25 protein-coding genes and 1 tRNA gene are annotated in these 23,902 nt (G+C 37.8%); 3 read left to right on the forward strand and 23 right to left on the reverse strand.

Features of this window, described 5'->3' with window-relative positions:
- Positions 1 to 92: 92 nt before the first annotated feature.
- From eno to AC1DFT_RS02250, 7 genes are all read right to left on the reverse strand, one after another.
- The gene (gene eno, locus AC1DFT_RS02220; RefSeq protein ID WP_477917204.1) at positions 93 to 1,385 is read right to left on the reverse strand and encodes a phosphopyruvate hydratase; all 1,293 of its coding nucleotides are present in this window, start codon (positions 1,383 to 1,385) and stop codon (positions 93 to 95) included.
- A 2-nt stretch (positions 1,386 to 1,387) separates the two neighbouring features.
- Entirely contained in the window at positions 1,388 to 2,926 is a 1,539-nt protein-coding gene (gene gpmI, locus AC1DFT_RS02225; protein WP_477917206.1) for a 2,3-bisphosphoglycerate-independent phosphoglycerate mutase, read from the reverse strand.
- Positions 2,919 to 3,680, reverse strand: coding sequence for a triose-phosphate isomerase (gene tpiA / locus AC1DFT_RS02230; protein WP_477917207.1), 762 nt, complete (start codon positions 3,678 to 3,680; stop codon positions 2,919 to 2,921). The genes gpmI and tpiA overlap by 8 nt, the downstream gene beginning before the upstream one ends.
- Positions 3,681 to 3,695: 15 nt before the next feature.
- Positions 3,696 to 4,880: a phosphoglycerate kinase gene (locus tag AC1DFT_RS02235; protein ID WP_477917209.1), complete on the reverse strand. Its 1,185-nt coding sequence runs from the start codon at positions 4,878 to 4,880 to the stop codon at positions 3,696 to 3,698.
- A gap of 91 nt (positions 4,881 to 4,971) precedes the next feature.
- Positions 4,972 to 5,979: a type I glyceraldehyde-3-phosphate dehydrogenase gene (gene gap / locus AC1DFT_RS02240; RefSeq protein ID WP_477917211.1), complete on the reverse strand. Its 1,008-nt coding sequence runs from the start codon at positions 5,977 to 5,979 to the stop codon at positions 4,972 to 4,974.
- 12 nt (positions 5,980 to 5,991) lie between these two features.
- Positions 5,992 to 7,029, reverse strand: a complete 1,038-nt coding sequence (locus AC1DFT_RS02245) for a sugar-binding transcriptional regulator (protein WP_477917213.1) — start codon at positions 7,027 to 7,029, stop codon at positions 5,992 to 5,994.
- 358 nt (positions 7,030 to 7,387) lie between these two features.
- Positions 7,388 to 7,621 carry a glutaredoxin family protein gene (locus AC1DFT_RS02250; protein WP_477917215.1) on the reverse strand — a complete coding sequence of 78 codons (234 nt, stop codon included), beginning with the start codon at positions 7,619 to 7,621 and terminating at the stop codon, positions 7,388 to 7,390.
- A 136-nt stretch (positions 7,622 to 7,757) separates the two neighbouring features.
- Here AC1DFT_RS02250 and AC1DFT_RS02255 point away from each other — a divergent pair, with 136 nt between their 5' ends.
- Together AC1DFT_RS02255 and AC1DFT_RS02260 are read left to right on the forward strand one after the other, a co-directional pair.
- Positions 7,758 to 8,282, forward strand: coding sequence for an RNA polymerase sigma factor (locus tag AC1DFT_RS02255; protein WP_477917217.1), 525 nt, complete (start codon positions 7,758 to 7,760; stop codon positions 8,280 to 8,282).
- A complete protein-coding gene (locus tag AC1DFT_RS02260; protein WP_477917219.1) occupies positions 8,251 to 9,417 on the forward strand; it encodes a hypothetical protein in 1,167 nt (388 codons plus the stop codon). Before AC1DFT_RS02255 ends, AC1DFT_RS02260 begins: the two co-directional genes overlap by 32 nt.
- Positions 9,418 to 9,457: 40 nt before the next feature.
- Here the strand turns inward: AC1DFT_RS02260 and AC1DFT_RS02265 are convergent, their stop codons facing one another.
- The 4 genes from AC1DFT_RS02265 to AC1DFT_RS02280 all read right to left on the reverse strand — a co-directional run bounded on the left by AC1DFT_RS02265 (position 9,458) and on the right by AC1DFT_RS02280 (position 12,296).
- The gene (locus AC1DFT_RS02265) at positions 9,458 to 10,279 is read right to left on the reverse strand and encodes a TPM domain-containing protein (protein ID WP_477917221.1); all 822 of its coding nucleotides are present in this window, start codon (positions 10,277 to 10,279) and stop codon (positions 9,458 to 9,460) included.
- Positions 10,279 to 10,857 carry a LemA family protein gene (locus AC1DFT_RS02270; RefSeq protein WP_477917222.1) on the reverse strand — a complete coding sequence of 193 codons (579 nt, stop codon included), beginning with the start codon at positions 10,855 to 10,857 and terminating at the stop codon, positions 10,279 to 10,281. The genes AC1DFT_RS02265 and AC1DFT_RS02270 overlap by 1 nt, the downstream gene beginning before the upstream one ends.
- Before the next feature lie 133 nt (positions 10,858 to 10,990).
- Positions 10,991 to 12,022, reverse strand: coding sequence for an AI-2E family transporter (locus tag AC1DFT_RS02275; RefSeq protein WP_477917224.1), 1,032 nt, complete (start codon positions 12,020 to 12,022; stop codon positions 10,991 to 10,993).
- A 202-nt stretch (positions 12,023 to 12,224) separates the two neighbouring features.
- A tRNA-Arg gene (locus AC1DFT_RS02280) sits at positions 12,225 to 12,296 on the reverse strand.
- 163 nt (positions 12,297 to 12,459) lie between these two features.
- Between AC1DFT_RS02280 and clpP the strand changes: the two genes are divergently transcribed.
- Positions 12,460 to 13,056, forward strand: coding sequence for an ATP-dependent Clp endopeptidase proteolytic subunit ClpP (gene clpP, locus AC1DFT_RS02285; RefSeq protein ID WP_477917225.1), 597 nt, complete (start codon positions 12,460 to 12,462; stop codon positions 13,054 to 13,056).
- Positions 13,057 to 13,431: 375 nt separating this feature from the next.
- On the opposite strand, the gene AC1DFT_RS02290 is transcribed toward clpP, so the two are convergent.
- From AC1DFT_RS02290 to hisD, 12 genes are all read right to left on the reverse strand, one after another.
- Complete coding sequence (locus AC1DFT_RS02290) at positions 13,432 to 13,692, reverse strand: HPr family phosphocarrier protein (RefSeq protein ID WP_477917227.1); 261 nt, start codon at positions 13,690 to 13,692, stop codon at positions 13,432 to 13,434.
- Positions 13,693 to 13,711: 19 nt separating this feature from the next.
- Complete coding sequence (gene whiA, locus AC1DFT_RS02295; protein WP_477917229.1) at positions 13,712 to 14,653, reverse strand: DNA-binding protein WhiA; 942 nt, start codon at positions 14,651 to 14,653, stop codon at positions 13,712 to 13,714.
- A 57-nt stretch (positions 14,654 to 14,710) separates the two neighbouring features.
- Positions 14,711 to 15,667: a gluconeogenesis factor YvcK family protein gene (locus AC1DFT_RS02300; protein ID WP_477917231.1), complete on the reverse strand. Its 957-nt coding sequence runs from the start codon at positions 15,665 to 15,667 to the stop codon at positions 14,711 to 14,713.
- A 4-nt stretch (positions 15,668 to 15,671) separates the two neighbouring features.
- A complete protein-coding gene (gene rapZ / locus AC1DFT_RS02305; protein WP_477917233.1) occupies positions 15,672 to 16,559 on the reverse strand; it encodes an RNase adapter RapZ in 888 nt (295 codons plus the stop codon).
- Positions 16,552 to 17,034, reverse strand: coding sequence for an NUDIX domain-containing protein (locus AC1DFT_RS02310; protein WP_477917235.1), 483 nt, complete (start codon positions 17,032 to 17,034; stop codon positions 16,552 to 16,554). The genes rapZ and AC1DFT_RS02310 overlap by 8 nt, the downstream gene beginning before the upstream one ends.
- 198 nt (positions 17,035 to 17,232) lie before the next feature.
- Positions 17,233 to 18,183 carry a thioredoxin-disulfide reductase gene (gene trxB, locus AC1DFT_RS02315; RefSeq protein WP_477917236.1) on the reverse strand — a complete coding sequence of 317 codons (951 nt, stop codon included), beginning with the start codon at positions 18,181 to 18,183 and terminating at the stop codon, positions 17,233 to 17,235.
- A gap of 69 nt (positions 18,184 to 18,252) precedes the next feature.
- The gene (locus AC1DFT_RS02320; RefSeq protein WP_477917238.1) at positions 18,253 to 19,779 is read right to left on the reverse strand and encodes a tetratricopeptide repeat protein; all 1,527 of its coding nucleotides are present in this window, start codon (positions 19,777 to 19,779) and stop codon (positions 18,253 to 18,255) included.
- A 74-nt stretch (positions 19,780 to 19,853) separates the two neighbouring features.
- Positions 19,854 to 20,480: a bifunctional phosphoribosyl-AMP cyclohydrolase/phosphoribosyl-ATP diphosphatase HisIE gene (hisIE, locus tag AC1DFT_RS02325; protein ID WP_477917240.1), complete on the reverse strand. Its 627-nt coding sequence runs from the start codon at positions 20,478 to 20,480 to the stop codon at positions 19,854 to 19,856.
- On the reverse strand, positions 20,477 to 21,232 hold the full coding sequence (hisF, locus tag AC1DFT_RS02330; protein ID WP_477917241.1) for an imidazole glycerol phosphate synthase subunit HisF: 756 nt from the start codon (positions 21,230 to 21,232) through the stop codon (positions 20,477 to 20,479). Before hisF ends, hisIE begins: the two co-directional genes overlap by 4 nt.
- Positions 21,226 to 21,969: a 1-(5-phosphoribosyl)-5-[(5-phosphoribosylamino)methylideneamino]imidazole-4-carboxamide isomerase gene (gene hisA / locus AC1DFT_RS02335; protein ID WP_477917243.1), complete on the reverse strand. Its 744-nt coding sequence runs from the start codon at positions 21,967 to 21,969 to the stop codon at positions 21,226 to 21,228. Before hisA ends, hisF begins: the two co-directional genes overlap by 7 nt.
- 47 nt (positions 21,970 to 22,016) lie before the next feature.
- The gene (hisB, locus tag AC1DFT_RS02340; protein WP_477917245.1) at positions 22,017 to 22,613 is read right to left on the reverse strand and encodes an imidazoleglycerol-phosphate dehydratase HisB; all 597 of its coding nucleotides are present in this window, start codon (positions 22,611 to 22,613) and stop codon (positions 22,017 to 22,019) included.
- Positions 22,610 to 23,893 carry a histidinol dehydrogenase gene (hisD, locus tag AC1DFT_RS02345; protein WP_477917246.1) on the reverse strand — a complete coding sequence of 428 codons (1,284 nt, stop codon included), beginning with the start codon at positions 23,891 to 23,893 and terminating at the stop codon, positions 22,610 to 22,612. The genes hisB and hisD overlap by 4 nt, the downstream gene beginning before the upstream one ends.
- Positions 23,894 to 23,902: the final 9 nt, after the last annotated feature.

The raw sequence follows: 23,902 nt of genomic DNA on the forward strand, positions 1-23,902 counted from the left end.
AAAATTCCAACTAACACTATCTATTATCCAACTAAGAAATTTTTCGATTAAAAAGAGAGCCAGCTGTATTTGCTGACTCCCTTTGAATCTCATTATTTTAAGTTATAAAATGTGTCTTTTCCTAAGTATTGAGCTGTTGTATCTAGTTGATCTTCAATACGTAGTAATTGGTTGTATTTTGCTACACGGTCTGAACGAGAAGGTGCACCCGTTTTGATTTGACCAGCGTTTGTAGCAACTGCGATATCGGCAATTGTTACATCTTCTGATTCACCAGAACGGTGAGAAATAACTGCTGTGTAACCAGCACGTTTAGCCATTTCAATGGCATCGAAAGTTTCTGTTAAAGTACCAATTTGGTTAACTTTTACAAGAATTGAGTTTCCAACGCCTTGCTCAATTCCTTGTGACAATTTCTCCGTGTTTGTAACGAATAAGTCGTCTCCAACTAGTTGAACTGTTTTCCCTAATTTTTCAGTCAGTAATTTATGTCCAGCCCAGTCGTTCTCGTCTAATCCATCTTCAATAGAAACGATTGGGTATTTTTCGCAAAGCTCTTCATACCAAGCTACCATTTCTTCAGATGTTTTCACTACGCCTTCACCAGCTAAATGATATTTCCCGTCTTCTTTATTGAATAATTCTGAAGCGGCAACATCCATTGCAAGAAGTACTTCTTCTCCTGCTTTGTAACCAGCTCTTTCGATGGCAGTCATGATTGTAGAAAGTGCTTCCTCGTTCGATTTCAAGTTAGGAGCAAATCCACCTTCATCTCCAACAGCTGTGTTTAATCCAGCTTCTTTTAACACTGCTTTTAAGCTATGGAAAATTTCAGCACCCATACGTAATGCATGGCGGAATGATTCTGCTCCAACCGGCATTACCATGAATTCTTGAATGTCTACGTTATTATCAGCGTGTTCTCCACCATTTACAATGTTCATCATTGGAACTGGTAGTTGTTTGGCATTGAATCCACCTAAATACTGATACAAGGGAACATCTAAATAATCTGCTGCAGCATGCGCCACGGCAATCGATACTCCTAAAATTGCATTTGCACCTAGGTTTCCTTTATTTTCTGTACCATCTAGTTCAATCATCGCGTGGTCAATTCCCACTTGGTCAAGAACGGAAAAATTCTCTTCTAATTCAGCCGCAATGATATTATTTACGTTATCAACTGCTTTTAAAACACCTTTCCCTAGGTATCTTTCTTTGTCACCATCACGAAGTTCTACTGCTTCATATTCACCTGTAGATGCACCAGATGGAACGATGGCACGACCAAATGCTCCGCTATCTGTAAAAACCTCTACTTCTACTGTTGGATTCCCGCGTGAATCTAATACTTCACGTGCTTGTAAATGTGTAATAATTGGCATTTTTAACTCTCCGTTTCGATTAGTGTTTTACCTGTCATTTCAGGCGGTGTTTCTATCCCTAACAAGTGTAACATGGTTGGTGCTAAATCGGCTAAAATTCCGTCAGAACGAAGCGAAATTTCTTTTTGAGTGACAATAACTGGCACTGGATTTGTTGTATGTGCAGTCATTGGTTGTCCTTCTAGCGTCGTTACTTCATCCGAATTTCCATGATCCGCCGTTATAATTGCGTGACCACCTTTTGCTAAAATAGCGTCTACTACTTTTCCTAAACATTGGTCCACTGTTTCAATTGCTTTAATTGTCGGCTCTAGCATTCCACTATGACCAACCATATCTGGGTTAGCAAAGTTTAAAATGATGGCGTCAAATGTATCATTTGCAATTTCCTTTAGAAGCGCATCTGTTACTTCATACGCACTCATTTCTGGTTGCAAATCATAAGTTGCGACTTTGGGAGAATTGATTAAAATTCGCTGTTCTCCAGGGAATGGCTCTTCCCGACTTCCACTCATAAAAAAGGTTACATGCGGATATTTTTCCGTTTCCGCAATGCGCAGCTGGGTTTTGCCATGTTTAGAAAGTACCTCTCCTACCGTGTTATACAAGTCGCCTTTTTCGAATACTACATCTGCAACCACATCGTCGCTATAGTGAGTAAACGTAACAAACTTCAAATCGGTTGGATGCTTTTTGCTTAGCTCCAAACTATCGAATGTAGGTGTATTCAACGCCATCGATAATTGAATGGCACGATCCGGACGGAAATTAAAGAAGATAACCGCATCTCCAGAATCGATTGTTACTGCTGGCTTTGCATTCTCTTCAATGACAAAAGGTAATACAAATTCATCCATAATATCTTCTGCATAAGATTTCAAAATACCAGCTGTAGCAGATTCTGCTGTTTTTCCTATTCCGTCTACGAGTGCTCGGTAAGCTAGTTCCACTCGCTCCCAACGACGGTCACGGTCCATCGCGTAGTAACGACCACTGATGGAAGCAAATTTTCCGATACCTATTTCTTTCATTTGTTTTTCCGTTTCTTCTACGAAACCAACAGCTGTTTGTGGGCCAACATCACGTCCATCTAAAAAGCCATGAACAAAAGCCTCTTGTAACCCCTGCTCTTTTGCTAGCTTTAATAAAGCAAATAAATGCGAGTAGTGACTATGAACGCCACCATCAGAAAGCAGCCCCATTAAATGCAGCTTGCCCCCCGTCTGTTTTACATGCTCGATTGCAGCTAAAAGCTTGGGCTCTAAAAAGAATTCTCCTTCTCGAATAGACTTATGAATACGCGTTAAGTTTTGATAGACAACTCTTCCCGCTCCAATATTCATATGCCCAACTTCGGAGTTCCCCATCTGCCCTTCTGGTAACCCTACTGCTTCACCAGATGCGATCAATGTAGCATTGGCATAGTCTTTCCAGTAACGATCATAATTTGGTTTATTTGCCTGTGCTACTGCATTTCCGAATTCTTCACGGCGCAGTCCAAATCCGTCTAAAATGATTAAAGCTACTGGACTTTTAGGCATTTTGTCCAGCCTCCAATAATTTGACGAAAGAATCTACTTGTAAACTTGCTCCTCCTACTAAAGCGCCGTCGATATGTTCTTTTGAAAGCAGTTCTTCAATATTTTCTGGTTTGACACTTCCGCCGTATTGAATACGTACGCTGTTTGCCACTTCTTCTCCAAAGCCATCGAGAATTGTTTCACGAATTGCTTGGCATACATCATTTGCATCATCAGCTGTCGCTGTTTTACCAGTTCCGATTGCCCAAATTGGCTCATAGGCAATAACGGAGTTTTCCACGTTTTCTTCGGAAAGTCCTTCTAAAGCTGCCATTACTTGTGCAGATACGATGTTTACTGTTTCATTTTGTTCGCGCTCTTCTAATGTTTCTCCTACACAAATAATCGGAGTCAACTTATTTTCAAAGGCAGCTTGTACTTTTTTATGAACAGCTTCATCTGTTTCATTGAAATATTGGCGTCTTTCGGAATGTCCGATAACGACATAGTTCACACCTAAATCTTGTAGTTGATGGCCACTTATTTCCCCAGTAAAGGCCCCTTCTTTTTCTTCATGCATTGTTTGGGCGCCGATTCCGATAAACGAATCTTTTGTCGCTTGCACCAATTGATCTAAAAAGAGTGCAGGTGCACAAATAACCGCATCCACTTTACTGCTATCTACTTGTTTTTCTTTAAGCTCAAGAGCAAAATCTTTCGCTTCTGAAAGTGTTTTATACATTTTCCAATTTCCTGCAATTATAGGTTTACGCATATACATTCTCCTCCATTACTTATCGTTTAAAGCGGATACACCTGGTAAGTCTTTCCCTTCCATAAATTCAAGAGAAGCGCCTCCACCAGTTGAAATATGGTCCATTTTTTCTGCAACATCAAACTTTTCAACAGCAGCAGCTGAATCTCCGCCACCAATAATTGTATATCCAGCCGTTTCAGCCATTGCGTCTGCTACCGCTTTTGTTCCATTGGAAAAAGCATCCATTTCAAATACACCCATCGGCCCATTCCAAATGATTAGCTTACTATTTTTAATAACATCCGCATATAAAGCAGCTGTTTTCGGTCCGATATCTAAGCCCATCCAGTCAGATGGAATTTGGTCGATATCTACTACTTTTGTCTTGGCATCTTTTGAAAACTCGTCTGCCACAACCACATCTACAGGCATATAGAATGAAACACCTTTTTCTTGCGCTTTTTCGATAAAGCCTTTTGCTAATTCGATTTTATCTTCTTCTAATAAAGATTTTCCAACATCATGTCCTTGAGCTTTAGAGAATGTATACGATAAGCCACCACCGATAATAATATTATCTACTCTATCTAATAGGTGATCGATAACACCAATCTTATCTTTTACTTTTGCCCCACCAATAATGGCTGTAAATGGACGCTCTGGATTAGATAAAGCTTTTCCTAACACATCTAATTCTTTTTCCATTAATAGACCGGACACAGCTGGTAATAATTTTGCAATACCTTCTGTTGTTGCATGTGCGCGGTGTGCAGCACCAAATGCATCATTGACATACACATCTGCTAAAGATGCAAATGCTTTTGCAAGTTCCGCATCATTTTTTTCTTCTCCAGCATGGAATCGTACATTTTCTAATAAAATGATGTCTCCATCTGCCATTTCAGAAACCGCTTGCTCCACTGCTTGTCCAATGGAATCTTCTAACTTTCTAACAGGCTTATTCAAAAGTGTCGCTAAATGCTCTCCTACTTTTGTCAAACGTAGCTCTTCTTTTACTTCCCCTTTTGGGCGTCCCATATGACTTGCTAAAATTACTCTAGCACCTTGCTCGATTAAATAGTTAATCGTCGGTAATGCCGCACGAATACGAGTATCGTCCGTAATTGCTCCGTCTTCCATTGGTACGTTAAAGTCTACTCGACAAAAGACACGCTTTCCTTGTAAAGTTACATCGCTTAATGATTGTTTTTCCTTCATGAATAAGCCCCCTTGTTATGTAAAAAAAAGGAGCGAAGGGTAACCCTTGCTCCTTTTACCCTCTTATATTATAGAGGTTCTTACTTATAAATTAAAGTCCACGTGAAGCCATAAGTAATGCAAGGTCGATACAACGAGCAGAGTAGCCTGATTCGTTATCATACCAAGATAATACTTTCACCATATTATCTCCTAAAACCATCGTTGAAAGTCCATCAATTGTTGAAGAAGCTGTATTTCCATTATAGTCAATAGATACTAATGGAAGTTCATTGAAAGCGAGAATTCCTTTTAATTCATTTTCAGAAGCTTGTTTTAATGCTTCATTTATTTCTTCTACTGTTACTTCTTTTTCAAGTTCTGCTACAAAGTCTACTAAAGATACATTTGGTGTTGGTACGCGAATTGCCATACCATCTAATTTTCCTTTTAGTTCAGGAAGTACTTTCGCTACTGCTGATGCTGCTCCTGTTGTAGTTGGGATCATAGATTCTCCTGCAGCACGGGCACGACGATAATCACTATGGGGTAAATCTAAAATACGTTGGTCATTTGTGTATGAGTGAACAGTTGTCATCATTCCGCGTTTAATACCAAATTGATCGGACAACACTTTTGCAAGTGGTGATAAGCAGTTCGTTGTACAAGAAGCATTTGATATTACATGATCTGTTTCTGGATTATAATTATCTGCATTTACACCCATAACAAAAGTAGGCATATCATCTTTAGCAGGTTGAGATAGAATTACTTTTTTAGCTCCCGCTTCAATATGCTTGCTAGCTTTTTCCGTTGTGCTGAAAATACCAGTACACTCGATTACGATATCAATTTCTAGCTCTTTCCAAGGAAGGTTAGCAGGGTCTTTTTCCGCAATTACTCGAATGCTTTTACCGTTTACAACTAAGTAATCTCCTTCCGAAGACACTTCTGCATCTAATATTCCATGCACCGAATCATATTTAAGTAGATGCGCAAGCATTGCAGCATCCGTTAAGTCATTGATCGCTACTACTTCTATTTCACTTTTTTCTAATGCTTCTCTAAATACTTTACGTCCTATACGGCCAAATCCATTAATCGCTAATTTTACTGTCATGTTATATTCCTCCTAGTTGTTTTGCGAAATGATCTGCATCATTTCATTTGCTGCACCTTCATCTGTTACTAAAACAGTTTGCTCCGGTGCTTGTTTAAAGTAAGACAATAATGCTTTTGCTTTTTTTGCACCACCAGCAACTGCTAGTAAATGCTCTATATGTTGTAACTGTTTTAACTGAATACCAATTGTTCGAATCCGGTGAACTGCTTCACCTTGTTCATTAAAATAATAGCCAAATGCTTCACTAACGGAGCCCGCTTCTTTTAAGCGTTCGATTTCATGCTCCTTTGTATTCCTTCTTCGAGCCATTTCTTCTGCATCACCAATGCCGTGAATAATAATATTGGTTCGCTCATATAGATCCATCATTTCTTGAATGAAAGGCTCTTTCTTCATCGTAGTGTACGCTTCTTCACTTAAACTATCCGGCATATATAAGGTTCGGTACGTTCCATTCATTTTCCCCGCAAATAGGGAAGCAATGGTATTTGCTTGAAAGGAAACATCTTTTCCGACTCCGCCTCGAGCAGCGATAAACAGTAGCTGTTTCCACTTCGTTGTCTCTTGTACAAAATTAGTAATGGAAGCAATTGTAGAACCACCTGTGACTGCGACGATTTTTTCGTCCGTTAAAATACTTTCCAAATATTTGGCTGCTTCTTGAGATAAAAGCATTGCAGCATTTGTATTAGTATCTACATTTCCAGGGACAATAATTACTTCTTTAATGTGTAAATGTTGTGAAAGTTGTCTTTCCAGCTGCAACCTACCTGACCATTCTCGAACTACTTCTTTTAAGTCCACTAATAGCTTGGTTCCTTCCGGAGTTATGGCTGCGCCGTCTCTTGAAATATCGATTAAACCTTGGTTTCTCAAAGTATCTAACTCTTTTCGAGTCTCTCTTTCTGACAACCCTAATTGTTCCCCTAAAACTCGCCTGCCAATTCCTTTTGTAAGCTGAATCGTTTGAAGTATTCGATACCTCTTTTGTAACAACTCGCTCATTTCGGGTATTAGCTTTAGCTGAGCAGTGAGCAATGATTCCATATTTCACTTCCTCATTGATTATGACGTTTTTGTCCCACTTAGTTAAAAAATGTCCCACTTAGTTAAAAAAAAAGTGAATTTCTATAAATAATCATATAATAGAATATGCAAATTCGCAACTAAAGTGTATGACTTTTTGTCTTTTTTGTGAATTCATGCGTGGATTTTGCGATTTAGAGGGAAGATTCAAAGAAAATATTCCGCAAAATAGGTATCTTGCGATTTTGAAGCTGCATTTTGCGATTCTGAGCGGTGATCTTGCGATTTCTGACTTGTATCTTGCGATTTGAGACTGAGATCTTGCGATTTGACCCTTCTATCTTGCGATTCCCAAAAACTGCAAAAAAATTCTGGAGCATTATGTAAGTAATGTCTCCAGAATAGTTGGATAATCTATTTGACCATATTGGATGATTTCATTTTCAAATTCGATTACAGGAATCATCAGCATATATTTTTCATGCAGTGCATCGTCTTCTTCGATGTTAAACTCCTTTATTTCAAAAGCGACATCCTCTTGAACTAATTTCAAAACTATTCTTGCCTCTTCACATAAATGACAGCCTGGCCTCGTGTAAAAATGGACAATCATTAATATCAGCCTCCCAAAATCATTTGATCCACTTTTATTATAAACCTTTTAAAGTTCTTATTCCCTGAAAAGGTTAAAATGAAAGCGATACTTTTTATTCGTTCGTTCGTCTATAGCAATAAGAGGAGGTCAGCAGATGGAAATGGAACAGCTATACAAAGAGCACAGCGATAGAGTTTATAGCTATATATACTTACTAGTACGCCATAAAGAATGTGCCGAAGATCTTACACAAGAAACATTTTATAAAGCATATAAAGGTTTAGATTCCTTTAATAAACAGGCTTCTACCGCCACTTGGCTATTAAAAATTGCTCGTAATATAACCTATGACTATTTTCGAAGGAAAAGAGTCATTCAATTTTTCACCTTTGAAAAAGAGCATGATTTAGAAACAAAGACATTATCGCCGGAGAGTCGCTTTGAACAAAAGGAACAGCTCACTAAAATGTATGACTCCTTAAGTAAACTAAAAAAAGACTACCAGGAAGTTCTGCTCCTACGCAAAGTACAAGAATGTTCGATCAAAGAGACAGCCTATATACTCGGCTGGACCGAGGCGAAAGTTAAGATGAAAATGACACGAGCACTTGTTGCCCTTAAAAAGGAATTTCATCAGGAGGGAGGTCATGCAAATGGAACCATCAAACGAATTCGATAAGTTTTTTGAGGAAATCAAAGATGTGGAGCGTTCAGATAAAGCAAAGCAGGATACGTGGCTAGCTTTAAAGGATAGAATGTCAGCAAAAAGAAAACGCAATATATTTCCAGCATTTATTTCATTAGCAATCGTAGCAATTGCCTCTTTTTTAATCTTTTCTTTTACTTCTTCTTCGGAGACAGAGAAATCCGCTGAATCACTTTCTAATGAAGAAGTGATTATGGCAGTACTAAAAAGGGAATATAAGGGGCCAGACATGGAGCTCATACGTTTAAAAAATGAGTGGTTCAACCTCCAAAGTAAAACGGATACAAAGAACCAAGAAGAGTATGATCAACTCCTGCAATCAAAGGAATACAAAGATTATATAGATTATTATTTTACTACTTTCGGTGAATACTTTACGGAAGATACGTTAAAACATGTGGTTTCTTCCGTTTTGGTGTTCAAGTATAATCATCTTTTAGAGGATACAGATTTAGAAATGCATTTAGAAAACGTAGATATCAAACAAGAGAAAGACCACCCCAATATCTATCGCCCGATAATAGAAGTTTCTTTAACTAACAGCCAAGGACAGAAAATTTATCATACATTGCGAGAAGAATTCATCTTTTCTACATCAGAGCCTGGAAAAATTGGGAGCTATAATGGGGTTAAAGATGGTGGAGGCCTAGAGCTTCAAGAGAAAATAAAATATTTTAACGCATATGTCGAAAATAATGGAGATGTGAGAACACCATCGATTGATGTTTCCTTCGACACACTTTGCTTCAATGGTCGCTGGCCTGATCAACAAGGTGAAGTAGAGTTTAAGTTGGGATGTACATTCGTTACAAAAAAAATAAAATCCATCATGACTAAATTTGACAATCTCCTTGTTAAAGAAACAACAGAGCAAGAGACCAATGAGAGGACCGAACTGCTCCCTCAAATGGAAAATTATCAGATTTACCTAACAAACGCTGACGATAAAGGAACGACTTTATATACGATTACCTTATACAAAGATGGAGTTTTGGTGTTCGCTCCCGATTCTAACCTTGGAATTGCTGGAGACATCACTACAGAACCACATGTTTTCTTATATGAGGAGATTAAACTGATGCTTGATGAATTTGCAGACAATGAATAACAGAAAAAAAGCCCTAAAAGGGCTTTTTTTCATAAAATATTTACCATTTGCGTCCTGCTCCGCCGCCACCGGAACTACCTCCGCCAAATCCGCCGAAACCACCACCTGAACTTCTTCCACTTCCTCCTCCGAAGCCGCCAAAGCCACCTCCGAAACTTCCTGGTCCAAACATTCGTGTACTAGAGCGTCTGCCACCAGAACCCGGTCTTCCACCACCGCCTCCCCGACCACCAGACATGATGGTGTAAATCAGATAAATAACGACGATTATCATAATAATAGTTGAAAACGAAAAGCCTCCACCAGATGCTGGATTTTTCGGTTCAACTAGTTCCCCGTCCCAGCCATATTCTGTTGCAACCTCATTGTATAAGACTTGATATGTGGAAAGGACAGCATCATCTACCGACCCTTGTTCCAAAAAAGGTGTCGTATATTCATCAATAATCCTTCCTATTTTCCCATCTGGTAAAGCGCCTTCTAAACCATAGCCCACAGTAATTGCTACATCTCGATTACCTTGCTTTTCAGGATCTGTTTCAATTACAAATAAAACACCATTGTTCTTCTCCTTATTTCCAATACCAAACTCCCGTATCACATCCACACTAAACTGATTGACATCTTGCCCATCCAAAGAATTAATAATCATCACAACAATTTGTGCTCCAGTCGCATTATCTAAATTGTAACCTAGCTCTTCTACTTGTTGTTTGGTCGATTCAGATAAAAAACCTTCATAATCTTGCACATATAATTCTCCAGGTATCGGCTTTGGTATATCAGAAGCAGCCACAGTTACTATTGGAATGAAAAGAAATAAAAGTAGCGCAACGCTAAGCAAACGCGCAACTTTACTCATTACTTCTCATCTCCTTCAAAATCCACTACTGGAGCGTCTTGTGCAGCTGCATCTGCTTTAAAATATTCTTTTTCATCAAAACCAAAGATAGAAGCAACAATACTTCCGGGCATACGTTTTACTTTTTTATTGTAATTTGCAACTACTGCATTATAATCTTGTCTTGCCACAGACAAACGATTTTCCGTCCCTGCAAGCTCATCCATTAACTGTCGGAAATTCGCATCCGCTTTTAATTCTGGATAGTTCTCTACAACTACTAATAATCTGCTTAATGCACCGGATAATTGATCATTTGCCGCTGCTTGTTCTTCTGGCGTATTTGCCCCTGCCAAATTCGAACGAGCGTCTGCGATGTTACTAAGTACTTCTTTTTCATGCGATGCGAAACCTTTTACCGTATTCACTAAGTTTGGAATTAAATCTAAACGACGTTGTAGCTGATTTTCTACTTGCGCATAAGCACTATTCACATCTTCTTCGCCATTTACAAAACCATTGTAACTAGGTATTAGTATTGCTGCAAAAATAGCAATAATCACGATAATTATTACTAACGGTCCTAAAACTTTTTTCATCCTATTCACCTCTAACTAAGTATATTGTTAATGTACCTTAAAATTGAACATATAAAACATACTATGTATACGGTAAAAAGGATAATAGGTTTCAAAAAACACCCTTTCCAATTAGAAAAGAGTGTTTTTTAATCTATTTTTTCCCATCAGGTGGGTGACTGATCTTTTCTTTATTCGTTACTTCAAGTACATCGAGCAGGAAAACAAAAATCGGAATTCCGACAATCAATCCCCAAACACCAAAAAAGCTTTCCGAAAAAATGAGAACGATAAAGGTATAAAAAACGGGTAAATCAGTTTTGGAAGACATCAGCTTTGGATTCAATATATATGCTTCAACTGCATGAATAATCATAATAGCAATTAAGACATAAAATACTTTCAAAAACCCTCCAATTGTAAAAGCAATTAAAGCTAAGGGAATAAGCGATATAATTACTCCTGCTACCGGAATAAGTCCTAAAAAGAAAATCAAAATTGCCAATCCAAATATTTGCGGAAATCCTAAAATGCTTAATGCAATTACTGTCAAAATAGTATTGACAATAGCAATAATAAATTGGGCTTCAATCACTTTACCAAAAGTGCGAGTAAACTTCGAAGCAAAATATTCCACTTCAAAATAAAAAGGTGCAATCTTGCTATATTTAAACTTGCTTGTGAATTCTTTTAATCTTGGTTTTTCTAACAAGAAAAACAAGCTCAAAATTAAAGCAATGATAACTTGAACACTTATTTTACTAATACCTGTAAAATATTTTAGTAGAAATGAAAAACCGTTTTCCAAATAAGCTGCAAGCTGATTTTTAGTAATAATCATTTCTATATAGCCAATTATTACATTTTCCTGAGGCTGTGTATAAAAAGCAGTAATTTGCTTAGCAAGTTGACTGATTTGTACCGTGATAATAGGCAAGTATTTCACGATGCCTAAGGTCAATAACCCGATGATCAGTGCATACATAATGATTACAAGGGTTTTCCGGTTTAATCGTATGTATTTGACTACAAACTCAATGAGGCGATCCATCAGAAAAGTGAAAATAAACGTTAACAAGATTAGATTGATCATACTCCTCATGCTATAGAGGATGAAAACAATTAAAGCAAAAATTAAAACTCGTTTTACTCCTTTTTTTTGAAAAAATTCCGTTACAACGTCCATATACCGCAAAACTCCCTATTCACTTTTTCGAATTAAAATTACCATTATAACGCTTCTTTTTTAATTATTACCGTATATTATGGAGATAACAAGTGAAACGTTCTCCTCAATTCATGGAACATCAAAAAACACGCCCAAACGTTTCAATAGCGTTTTGCGTGTTTTCTTATAATTCCAGCTTAAAACTGAATTACCTTGTATATGCCCTCGGCGAGGATCGAACTCACATTTAAAGCTTCGGAGGCTTCCGTGTTATCCATTACACTACGAGGACTAGCGACTTATATATTATACAAATGAATTCAAAATAATTCAACCTAACTTTTCAATGCTTAATATTTGACCTTCCTTGACCATAATGTGTATGATAAAGTTACAACTGAGATATACTTTTCAGTAATCAACTTACAATACCACCTTTGAAGGAGGCAAACAGGATGAATTTAATTCCTACAGTAATCGAACAAACAAATCGTGGGGAACGCGCTTATGATATTTACTCACGATTATTAAAAGACCGTATTATTATGCTTGGAAGTGGCATTGATGACAATGTTGCGAACTCCATCGTTGCTCAACTTCTATTTTTAGAAGCAGAAGACCCTGAAAAAGATATTTCCATCTACATTAATAGCCCAGGTGGAAGCATCACAGCTGGTATGGCAATCTACGATACAATGCAGTTCATCAAACCGGACGTACAAACAATTTGTATCGGTATGGCAGCTTCAATGGGAGCATTCCTTCTTACAGCTGGAACAAAAGGAAAACGTTACGCACTTCCGAACGCAGAAGTAATGATTCACCAACCACTTGGTGGCGCACAAGGGCAAGCAACGGAAATCGAAATTGCTGCAAAACGCATCTTATTCTTACGCGACAAGTTAAACAACATTATGGCAGAGCGCACTGGTCAACCGATTGAAATCGTATCAAGAGACACAGATCGCGATAACTTCATGACTGCTGAACGCGCGAAAGACTATGGTCTAATCGATCATATTATCGAACGCAGCGAAATGAAAAAATCATAATAAAGAATTGTACCCAAGGAAATTTTACTTTCCTTGGGTACTTTTGTGGGGAAATAAAACTAGGTGAGACGTAAAACGTCGTGTATGCGGTCAAGTATCGACTCTTTTACCTGGAGAAGGATGTCAATTTATAAACGCGCAACGTTTACAAAAAAACAAGACACAACCATCCTCGTCTCACTCCAAGTAAGGAGCTATTTTATGCTTTGGTTGCTTTCACTGGCAATTTGGTTGCTCTCATGCTGAATTGGTTGCTTTCGGAATAAAATTGGTTGCTTTCAATGACCGATTGGTTGCCCTAATCCATTTATTGGTGGATTATTTACAAAAAGAGCCATCCCCTAGTCAAGTTTGACTAAATGGGACAGCCCTTTCTTAATATTCTTCATTGGAGATAAATTTTGCTAGTGTTTCTACTGCTTCTTCCTCGTCAGAACCTTCTGCACTTAAGTTTACAGTGATTCCTTTACTAATTGCTAAGCTCATGATTCCCATAATACTTTTAGCATTTACCTTTTTCTCATCTTTTTCTAAATATACATCCGCGATATAACGGTTTGCCTCTTGTACAAATAATGCTGCTTGTCTTGCTTGTAATCCTGCTGGTAATTTCACTTCGACTTGTTTCTCTGTCATTAAAATACGCTCCATTTCACTAAATTGTTTCGCCTCTACGAAGTGCATCTGCGATTTCATCTATTTTTCGTAATCGATGATTAATACCAGATTTACTAACGTTTCCAGTAGAAACCATTTCACCTAACTCTTTTAAGGTCACATCTTGATATTCTACACGTAAACGTGCGATTTCCCGTAGTTTTTCTGGCAATTGATCGAGACCGATCGAACTTTCTATATATCGTATATTCTCAACTTGACGAATAGCTGCACTAATCGTCTTATTTAGATTAGCCGTTTCACAGTTAACTAAACGATTCACGCTATTTCGCATATCTCGGATAATGCGCACGTCTTCAAATTTTAATAAAGCACTATGAGCACCGGCTATGCTTAGAAAATCAGAAATTTTTTCTGCTTCCTTCAAATAAGCAACAAAGCCCTTTTTCCGCTCAATCGTTTTCGCATTTAACTCAAATCCATTCATCAATTCCACCAGTGCATCACTATGTGTTTTGTACAATGAATAAATTTCTAAATGATAAGAAGATGTTTCCGGATTATTAACAGATCCTCCAGCTAAAAAAGCACCTCTTAAATAAGCGCGCTTACAGCAATTCTTTTTCACTAAATCTTTGGAAATAGAATATTCAAATTGAAAATGATCTTTCAATATTTGTAAATCCTCTAGTAACTCTTTCGATCCTTCTCGGATACGGCAAATATAAATATTATTTTTTTTCAATCTCATTTTTTTTCGAACGAGCAATTCTACTTGATACGGATATAAAGATTTTATCAATGTGTATAATCTTCTAGCGATTGCCGCATTTTCAGTTTGCACATCTAAACTAAGCGCCTTATTGCTAAATGAAAGCGATCCGTTCATTCGAATAAGGGCTGAAAGTTCAGCTCTTGCACAACATGGTTTGGACTCTTCTTGCGTCATTTCTTTTTTGGTTTCAGAAGCAAACGACATAATCCGTTTCCCCCTTTCTAGCTAAGGATTACAATAACTCATTATGTATGTAATCACTTACGCATATTCTACAAGCCATTTCGCTACTTTCATCGCATCATGACGTACTGCGCCACCATGGACAATGGAAATGTCTTTTTTCACGACTGCTAAGTTTAATGTTTCTAGTTTTTCTATATCTATTTTGACAGGTGATGCTTTTTCCTGCTTGTATAAATATTGCACATTTTCAGGGATTTCTTCATTACTTATTAAAACCGCATCTAAGAAATTCTCACCTACATGATCAAGTAAGGCGTTGACATGATCGAATGCAGTGTAATCACTTGTTTCCCCGGCCTGTGTCATTAAATTACAAATATATACTTTTTTCGCTTTTGACCGAATAATTGCATCTTTTATACCTTCCACTAACAAATTCGGTAAAATACTAGTATATAGGCTTCCAGGCCCAATTGCGATAATATCGGCTTCTTTTATCGTATTAATTGTTTCTGGTAACGGTTTCACATCGGATGGAGAGATAAATACCTTTTCTATTTTCTTTCCATACAATGGAATTTTAGATTCACCACTTACAATTGTCTGATCCTCGTATTGCGCATGAAGTGTGACTAATTGATTGGCTGCTGGTAGAACCTTTCCATGCACCTTTAATACACGGCTCATTTCACTAATAGCATTAGCAAAATCACCCGTAATAGAAGTTAATGCTGCCAACATTAAATTTCCTAAAGAATGCCCTTTAAGCTCTTCCGATTTAGAAAAACGATACTGGAACATTTCTTCCACCAATGGTTCTACATCCGAAAGTGCCGCTAGCACATTTCGAACATCCCCAGGCGGTGGAATATCATAATCATCCCGTAATCGACCAGAACTTCCACCATCATCTGCTACAGTGACAATTGCTGTAATGTCGAGTGGGAATTTCTTTAAACCACGAAGCAATGTAGACAGTCCCGTACCACCACCAATAATAACTATTTTCTTACGGTGTTTTGTACGCTCCATTCCTTCATTCCTTTCTTATCGTTACATCTCTATGTGTGATAACCGTTTTATCTTCTGCTTTTAATAGTTTACCAAAGTATTCAGCTAATGTAACGGATCGATGCTGTCCACCCGTACAACCAAATGCAATAACTAGCTGTGTCTTACCTTCTCGTTTATATTGTGGAATCATAAACAAAAACAGATCAGTTAGCTTTTCGATCAATGTCTTTGTATCCGCCCATTTTAAAACATAACCAGATACTTCTTCATCTAGACCTGATTTCAACTTGAGTTCTTCTATATAGAAAGGGTTGGGAAGAAAGCGTACATCAAATACTAAATCGGCATCGATCGGGATTCCATGTTTAAATCCAAAAGACATGACGTTTACTGTAAATACTTTACTACCTTTTGACGAAAATTCAGCTTGTATTTTTTCCCTTAACTGACGAGGCTTCATCGTAGATGTATTATAAATAAATTGTGCTCTTCCTTTTAACTCCGAAAGTAACTCTCTTTCTTTTTTGATCCCCTCTAGCGGGAGACCAGAATTAGCTAGTGGATGAGAACGTCTAGTCTCTTTATATCTTCTTACTAATACTTCATCTTTCGCATCTAGAAACAATACTTTTGGAGTGATCGTTGTTGCTTCTTGTAACTGATTAACTGATTCCACTAAAGAATGGAACATTTCACCACCACGTAAATCCATAACTGCTGCAATATTTCGAGGTTGTTTATTGGAATCAATCATTAGCTTGATGAATGTACTTAAAAGTTCCGGTGGCAAATTATCAATACAATAATACCCAAGATCTTCAAAACTTTGAATGGCAACTGTCTTACCTGCTCCAGACATTCCTGTAATAATGACCACTTCGGTTTCCGGCTTTTGTATAGTACTATCCATTGTTTACTTCTCCCTCCGATGATTGCTGAATCGTTTCTGTTATCAATGAAAAGTCAGGCGTGTAAACAAAGGTTCCATATTGCATTCCTTTTTCTTGCACAGCAAATAATAAGTTCGTTCGATCCCCTTCAGCCATTGGAAGCGTATGTAAAGCTTCTACTGGATGCCATTCTAAAATACCTTCTTTTGTTTCATGGAATGGCCTACCTTCCAAATCTTTGGCGACAAATGTGAATAACATCCACTCATCGATTCGCTCCCCATCTTCTTCGATAACCATGGTGTAAATTCCTTTTAAATGGGGTCCAATAGGGATAGCATTGGTTTCCTCGGTAAACTCTCGAACAGCAGAAACTAGAATAGATTCTCCTACTTCCATCTTGCCACCAGGAGCTACGTACCAGTTTCTCCTAGGCTTCTTTAATAAAAGGACTTTGTCATCTTTGCATATAAGTAAATTTGCGATTCTTTGCACGAATTGTCACTCCACATCTTTCATGTGTTAATAGTTTTATTATACATTAATTTTCACAAAAAGAGGCTGCTTCACGATTAAAATCGCGAAACAGCCTGTTCAACTATTTCTTATATAAAAAGGGGGGTCAATTTATATTTCTAACTATACGCTTTAATTGTTTCAAGAAGGTTACAAATCCATTAAGAAATAATTAAATTAAGCGTTCGTTGCTGTTTTATCTTTCATATTTTCAATATAATGTTGTGCTGCTTGAGCAGCGATACTTCCATCTCCAGTTGCCGTAACAATTTGACGAAGCATTTTATCACGAACATCCCCTGCACCAAAAATTCCAGGTACATCTGTTTCCATTCTTTCGTTCGTGACGATATAGCCGTTTTCGTTTAAAATTCCTAAATTTGAAAATGGTTTTGTTAATGGAAGCATACCGACATATACAAAAACTCCATCTGTTTCGAATTCTTTTTCCGAACCATCTACAGTTGAAACTAATGTGACGCTACCAACCTTACCATCTTTACCGTGAATTTCTTTTAAGGTCGTATTCCAAATAAAGTCGATTTTTTCGTTCGCAAATGCACGGTCTTGTAAAATTTTCTGTGCACGCAACTCATCACGACGGTGAACAATCGTTACTTTGTCCGCAAATTTCGTTAAAAATGCACCTTCCTCAACAGCGGAATCTCCACCGCCTACTACCACAAGGTTTTTCCCTTTAAAGAATGCACCATCACAAACTGCGCAATAACTTACACCGCGTCCGCCAAGTTCGCTTTCACCTGGAATTCCCATTTTTTTATACTCAGCACCGGATGAAATAATAACTGCAAGTGCTTTATATTCTTTTCCACTTACTTTAACTGTTTTATATGCTTCCCCATCGACAATTTCAGACACGTCTCCGTATGCATATTCTGCACCGAATTTTTTCGCATGATCAAACATTTTAGTCGAAAGTTCTGGTCCTAAAATCATTTCAAAACCAGGGTAGTTTTCGACTTCTTCTGTATTGGCCATTTGTCCACCTGGAATACCGCGTTCAATCATTAAAGTAGAAAGATTCGCACGAGAAGTATATACAGCTGCAGTCATCCCTGCAGGACCTGCTCCTATTATTATCACATCATAAATTTTTTCTTCAGTCATCTTACATTCCTCCTACATTGCTTCTACCATCAATCTAAAGGATTATTATACATGCTTCAACTTTTATGCTTAGGCATCGAATAATGGTAAAAACTGCATGAGTTCATTTACATATTTCGTCAAGGTAGTAGTCGTAATCCCGTATTCTTCTGCATATTGTTTTTTGGTTACATTTTTCTTTCTGGAAGATTCAAACATATACTCCGTTGCAGCTGCTAATGCTCGTGGATTTTTGAAGGCATAGGCCTTTTTTAATGCACGTTCCACTAATACAAACCACATTTGAAATAAAAACGCGGCGGATTGTTCCCATGATTTATGCTTTTCATAAAGTAAATCCGAAGCTGCGATCGCTCTTAAAAAAGCTTTTTCCGCAACAGATTTTTCGTTAAATGAATGTCCTAAAGAATGTGCCAAAAATAATTTTTCCATTGTCGTCAATTCTTCTACAACAATCCATTTTGGATGAGAAATAATTTCTTGCCGATGTGCTGATTTACCTAGTAAATAAAAACCTAAAATTCGCTCACTTACATGTTCGTTATGTAGCTTTTCTAAAATGAACTCTTTTTGATCTTCCATTTGCGATTCATCTATGCTTTTCAAATGCGGCAACCAAGGTTCAAAACCTGCTTTTTCTGGATCCAACTTTAATAATGTCTTCCAAGCATTTTTCGCGATTTCATCATGTCCAGAAAAATGAGCAGAATGCGATAACCAAAAATAAAATCCTGGATCCCCTTCAAACCCTTTACGTTGCAAACTTCTTAACCACTTAAATGCTTGTTCATATTTGCCTATAAGGGCAAAGGTAGCACCTAATTTATATCGATGTTCAATGAAATAAGGGTTAATTTTAGCTAAAAACTCTGTTATTTCTTCTAGCTCTTCTTGATTTTTTTCATAATAATAAATGACAGCTAAATTACAAAGGGCATGAATATTGCCTCTGTTTTCCCGTAACACTTCATGAAGTAATGCTTTTGCTTGTTCCTCTTCGCCAATATAAAAATAGGCAAGCGCCAAATTATTAAATGCTGCCCAAAAATCAGGATATTGTGTAATAATGTCTTCCAATAATTCGACAGCTTCTGGGAATTTGCCTTGTTCCATTAAACGACGAGATTTTTCCTGTAAAAAAAGAGCTTCACTGGAAGGAGCATCCACTTGAAGAGATATAATATCTTCCTGCTCTGTAAAGTCTACTATTTCCATAGCATCTTCGGTGTACTCTCCGTTTGTATTCATTTCCAAATATTTTTTCGCAAATCGGTTTGCATCCATAAAGTTTCCAATATGTGCGTTTACTTCTGCTAAAAAGAAAACGATTTCAGGATCATCTGGGGCTATAGTATATGCGCTTCTCAGAAGTTCATGAGCTAAATCGAATTTATCTAATTCCATTTGTAAAATGGCATATTGCATTAAAATAATCGGATCATCGGGACTTAAATCGACAGCCCGTTTTAAATATTTATGTGCTTTTTCATATTTTTCTTTTTGTAGCTCGTCTAATGCTTTTTTATAGTAGTATTCGCCCGTAGGCAAAAATGAAATAATATTTTCTTTAAAAACCTTTTTGCTTTTTTTATTCAAGATAATCCTCCGAAAAATAATAAGAGACGTTTCAACGTCCCTTATTAGTATAACCTTCAGTATATCATAAAGTTTTATTTTTTATCGGCTTTCTCTTCATGTCTTTTTTGCAGTACTTGTAATAGATCATAAAAGCTGACTTTTTGATTTTGTAATAGGACGAGTAAGTGATAAATTAAATCTGCCGCTTCCCATTTCAATTCTTCTGCATCATCGTTTTTAGAAGCAATAATAACTTCTGCAGACTCTTCTCCAACTTTTTTACAAATTTTATCTACGCCTTTATCAAATAAATAGGTAGTATATGCTCCTTCTGGCATCGTTTGCTGTCTTTCCTTAATCGTACTAATTAGTGAAGTGACCACATTATAACCAACAGTTTCATCGAATTTCTCTAGGCTATTATGGAAGCATGTCTCCTCTCCAGTGTGACAAGCAGGTCCATTTGGTAAAACTTCTACGACTAAAGCATCTGAGTCACAGTCTGTACGAATAGATACTACTTTTTGTGTATTTCCAGAGGTTTCTCCTTTATGCCATAATTCTTGTCTACTTCTGCTGAATAACCATGTTTCTTTTGTTTCTACTGTCTTTTTATATGCTTCCTCGTTCATATAAGCGAGTGTTAAAACTTCTCTTGTAATGGCATGTTGAATAATAACAGGAACAAGTCCTTTATCATCGTAGTTTATATTGGTCATTTCACTTCGACTCCTCTTTCACGTATGTAATTTTTCACTTCTGCTACACTCGTTTCTTTGAAATGAAAAATAGATGCTGCAAGTGCCGCATCCGCATTTGCTTCCGTAAAGGCAGCTAATATATGTTCCACATTCCCAGCACCACCACTAGCGGTAATTGGAATAGAAACAGCTTCCTTCACTCGTTTTGTAATCTCGATGTCATAACCATCTTTTTCACCATCACGGTCCATGCTTGTCAGTAATATTTCCCCTGCGCCAAGCTTTTCTACTTCCATTGCCCAGTCTACCGCTTTCCAATCCGTTTTCTTTTGACCGCCATGTGTGTAGACATACCATTCTTGCTCTTCTTCCGACCATTTCACATCGATTGCAATAATTATTTTATTGGACCCAAATGCTTTTGCACCTTCTGTAATGACGTCGGGATTGCTAATTGCCGCACTATTAATAGATACTTTACTTGCACCCGCATCTAATAGTTGTTTCATATTTTCGGTAGTACGAATTCCACCACCAACGATCAAAGGAATCGAAATTTGCGCCGCTGTTTTTTTCACGACATCTAACATTGTATCTCGCCCTTCAACTGACGCAGAAATATCTAAAAATACGAGTTCATCTGCTCCTTCTTTATCATAAAATGCCGCTAACTCTGCTGGATCTCCAGCGTCTCTTAGCCCAACAAATTGAATTCCTTTTACAACACGCCCGTCTTTCACATCTAAACATGGAATAATTTTCTTTACCATTTTGTAACCTCCTCTAATGCTTCTGTCAATGTGAATCGGTTATTGTATAATGCTTTCCCTGTAATGACGCCACTTACCGTCGTATCTTTTGCCAGCTTTGCGACATCTTCTAAATCTTCTAGTGAGCTTATCCCACCTGAAACGATAACGGATAAGCCAGTTGCTTCTGCAAGTTCTTTGTTTGCTACTAAATTAGGTCCTTGAAGTGTTCCATCTGTTGCGATATCGGTAAAAATAACATGTTTAGCACCTTTTGAAGCAAAATACTGACCTACTTCTATAGCAGATTGGGAAGATGTCTCCAACCAACCATGCGTTGCTACCATGCCGTCTTTTGCATCTAGACCGATGACGATCCGGTCACCACCAAACTCTTCTAATAATTGCGCTACTAGTTCTGGTTGTGCTATAGCAAGACTTCCGATAATGACACGCGTCACGCCATTGTTTAAATAGTAGCTGACATCTTCTTTGGAGCGAATTCCTCCACCAATTTGCACACGAACAGGGAGTTCTTTTGCGATTCGAATGACTTCGTTTGCATGTATTTTCTCGCCATCTTTTGCACCATCTAAATCGACTAGATGAATCCAAGTCGCTCCTTCATCTGCAAACTTTTTAGCCATGTCAAATGGTGAATCACCATAAATCGTTTCTTGGTCATAATCCCCTTGATATAAACGGACACATTTTCCGCCTTTCATATCAATTGCTGGATATACTTGAATGGACGTCATTTTATTTCCCCCTATTAACTGTCTAGACCGCGGCTCTTTTACTTTTCTTATGTAAGCAGTCCTTTTGTGGAAGGTATACCTTTCACTCGTTCATCTTTCGTAATTGCGTCATCAATTGCACGAGCTAGTGCCTTAAAAATAGCTTCAATCATATGATGTGTATTAACTCCGTAATGTACAATCACATGCACATTCATCCGCGCTTCCAAAGCAAATTTCCATAAAAATTCATGTACAAGTTCTGTATCGAAATTGCCCACTTTTTGTGTAGGAAATTGTGCACGGAATTCTAAATGCGGACGGTTTGAAATATCAATCACTACTTGCGCCAAGGCATCATCCATTGGTACAAATGCATTTCCGTAGCGTTTGATGCTTTTTTTATCCCCTAGTGCTTCTTTTACTGCTTGACCTAGGACGATTCCTATATCTTCCGTTGTATGATGATCGTCGATATGTGTGTCGCCATTCGCTTTAATCGTTGCGTCAAATAAGCCATGCTTTGTAAATAAATCAAGCATATGATCCATAAATGGAACGCCCGTATCAATTTCCGATTTTCCTTCCCCATCTAAATCTATTTCCACCCACACTTTTGTTTCATTTGTCATTCTTTCTATTTTAGCCGTTCTTTTGCTTGTCAATTTGAATCCCCCTTATCCCAACTTCTCGATTCGACCGAGCGCGCATGTCCTTCTAATTGTTCCAACCTTGCAAGGCGAGCGATTTTTGGATATTGTTCTTGCCACATTTCTTCTGAATAATAGACAACACTCGTTTTCTTTACAAAATCATCGACACATAGTCCGCTAGAAAATCGTGCCGTGCTATTAGTTGGTAATACATGATTCGTTCCTGCAAAATAATCCCCGACCGGTTCACTACTAAATCTACCGATAAAAATGGCACCGGCATGATTGATTTTGTCGCAAACTGCTTCTGCATGTTCTGTCATAATTTCTAAATGCTCAGGTGCAAGCTCATTAATCGCAGCAACCGCTTGTTCTAATGATTCGGCAATATAGATGCAGCCAAAGTTTTCGATAGAAGCTCTAGCAATTTCTTCTCTAGGAAGTTGCTTCAATTGTTTTTCTACTTCTTTTGACACTTGTTCTGCTAGTTTCTCACTCGTTGTAACTAATACCGAACTCGCAAATTTGTCATGCTCGGCTTGTGCCAATAAATCCGAAGCCACTTCAACTGCATAAGCTGTTTCATCTGCTATTATCGCTATTTCACTTGGACCTGCGATCATATCAATGGCTACTTTCCCGAAAACTTCTCTTTTCGCAAGTGCTACAAAGCTATTCCCTGGACCTGTAATTTTATCGACTGCTTTAATCGTTTCTGTTCCGTAAGCTAGAGCAGCAATCGCTTGCGCCCCTCCAACCTTATAAATCTCCGTCACACCAGCAATACGAGCAGCAACTAATACAGATGCTGGAAGCTTTCCATCTTTTGACGGCGGTGATGCAATGACTACTCGTTTCACACCAGCTACAATAGCTGGGATTGCATTCATTAAAACCGATGATGGATACGCAGCGGTGCCTCCAGGGACATAAAGTCCTACTGCATCTAGGGCTGAAATTTTATATTGAATATAGGAATTTTTAGCTAATGGAAAATCTATATTTTGTCGTGCTTGCTGAGAGTGGAATGCACGAATATTAGCGGCCGCTTCTTCCAAATCTACAATCAATTGTGGATCAAAGCTAGCAAATGCCTCTTCCATTTCTTCTCTTGTTACTCGTAAAGAAGAAAGTTTTGCACCGTCCCATTTTTCCGTATATGTAAAAAGGGCTTCATCGCCATTTTTTTTCACTCGCTCGATTACTTCACGCACAATCTCTAAGTGATTCTCGTTTGCTTGTTCCACTGAACGTTGCAAAGAAATTGTATTTGTAAGCTTTTCTATTTTCATAGGACTCCC

The sequence above is a fragment of the Psychrobacillus sp. 05T411 genome (assembly GCF_056396485.1).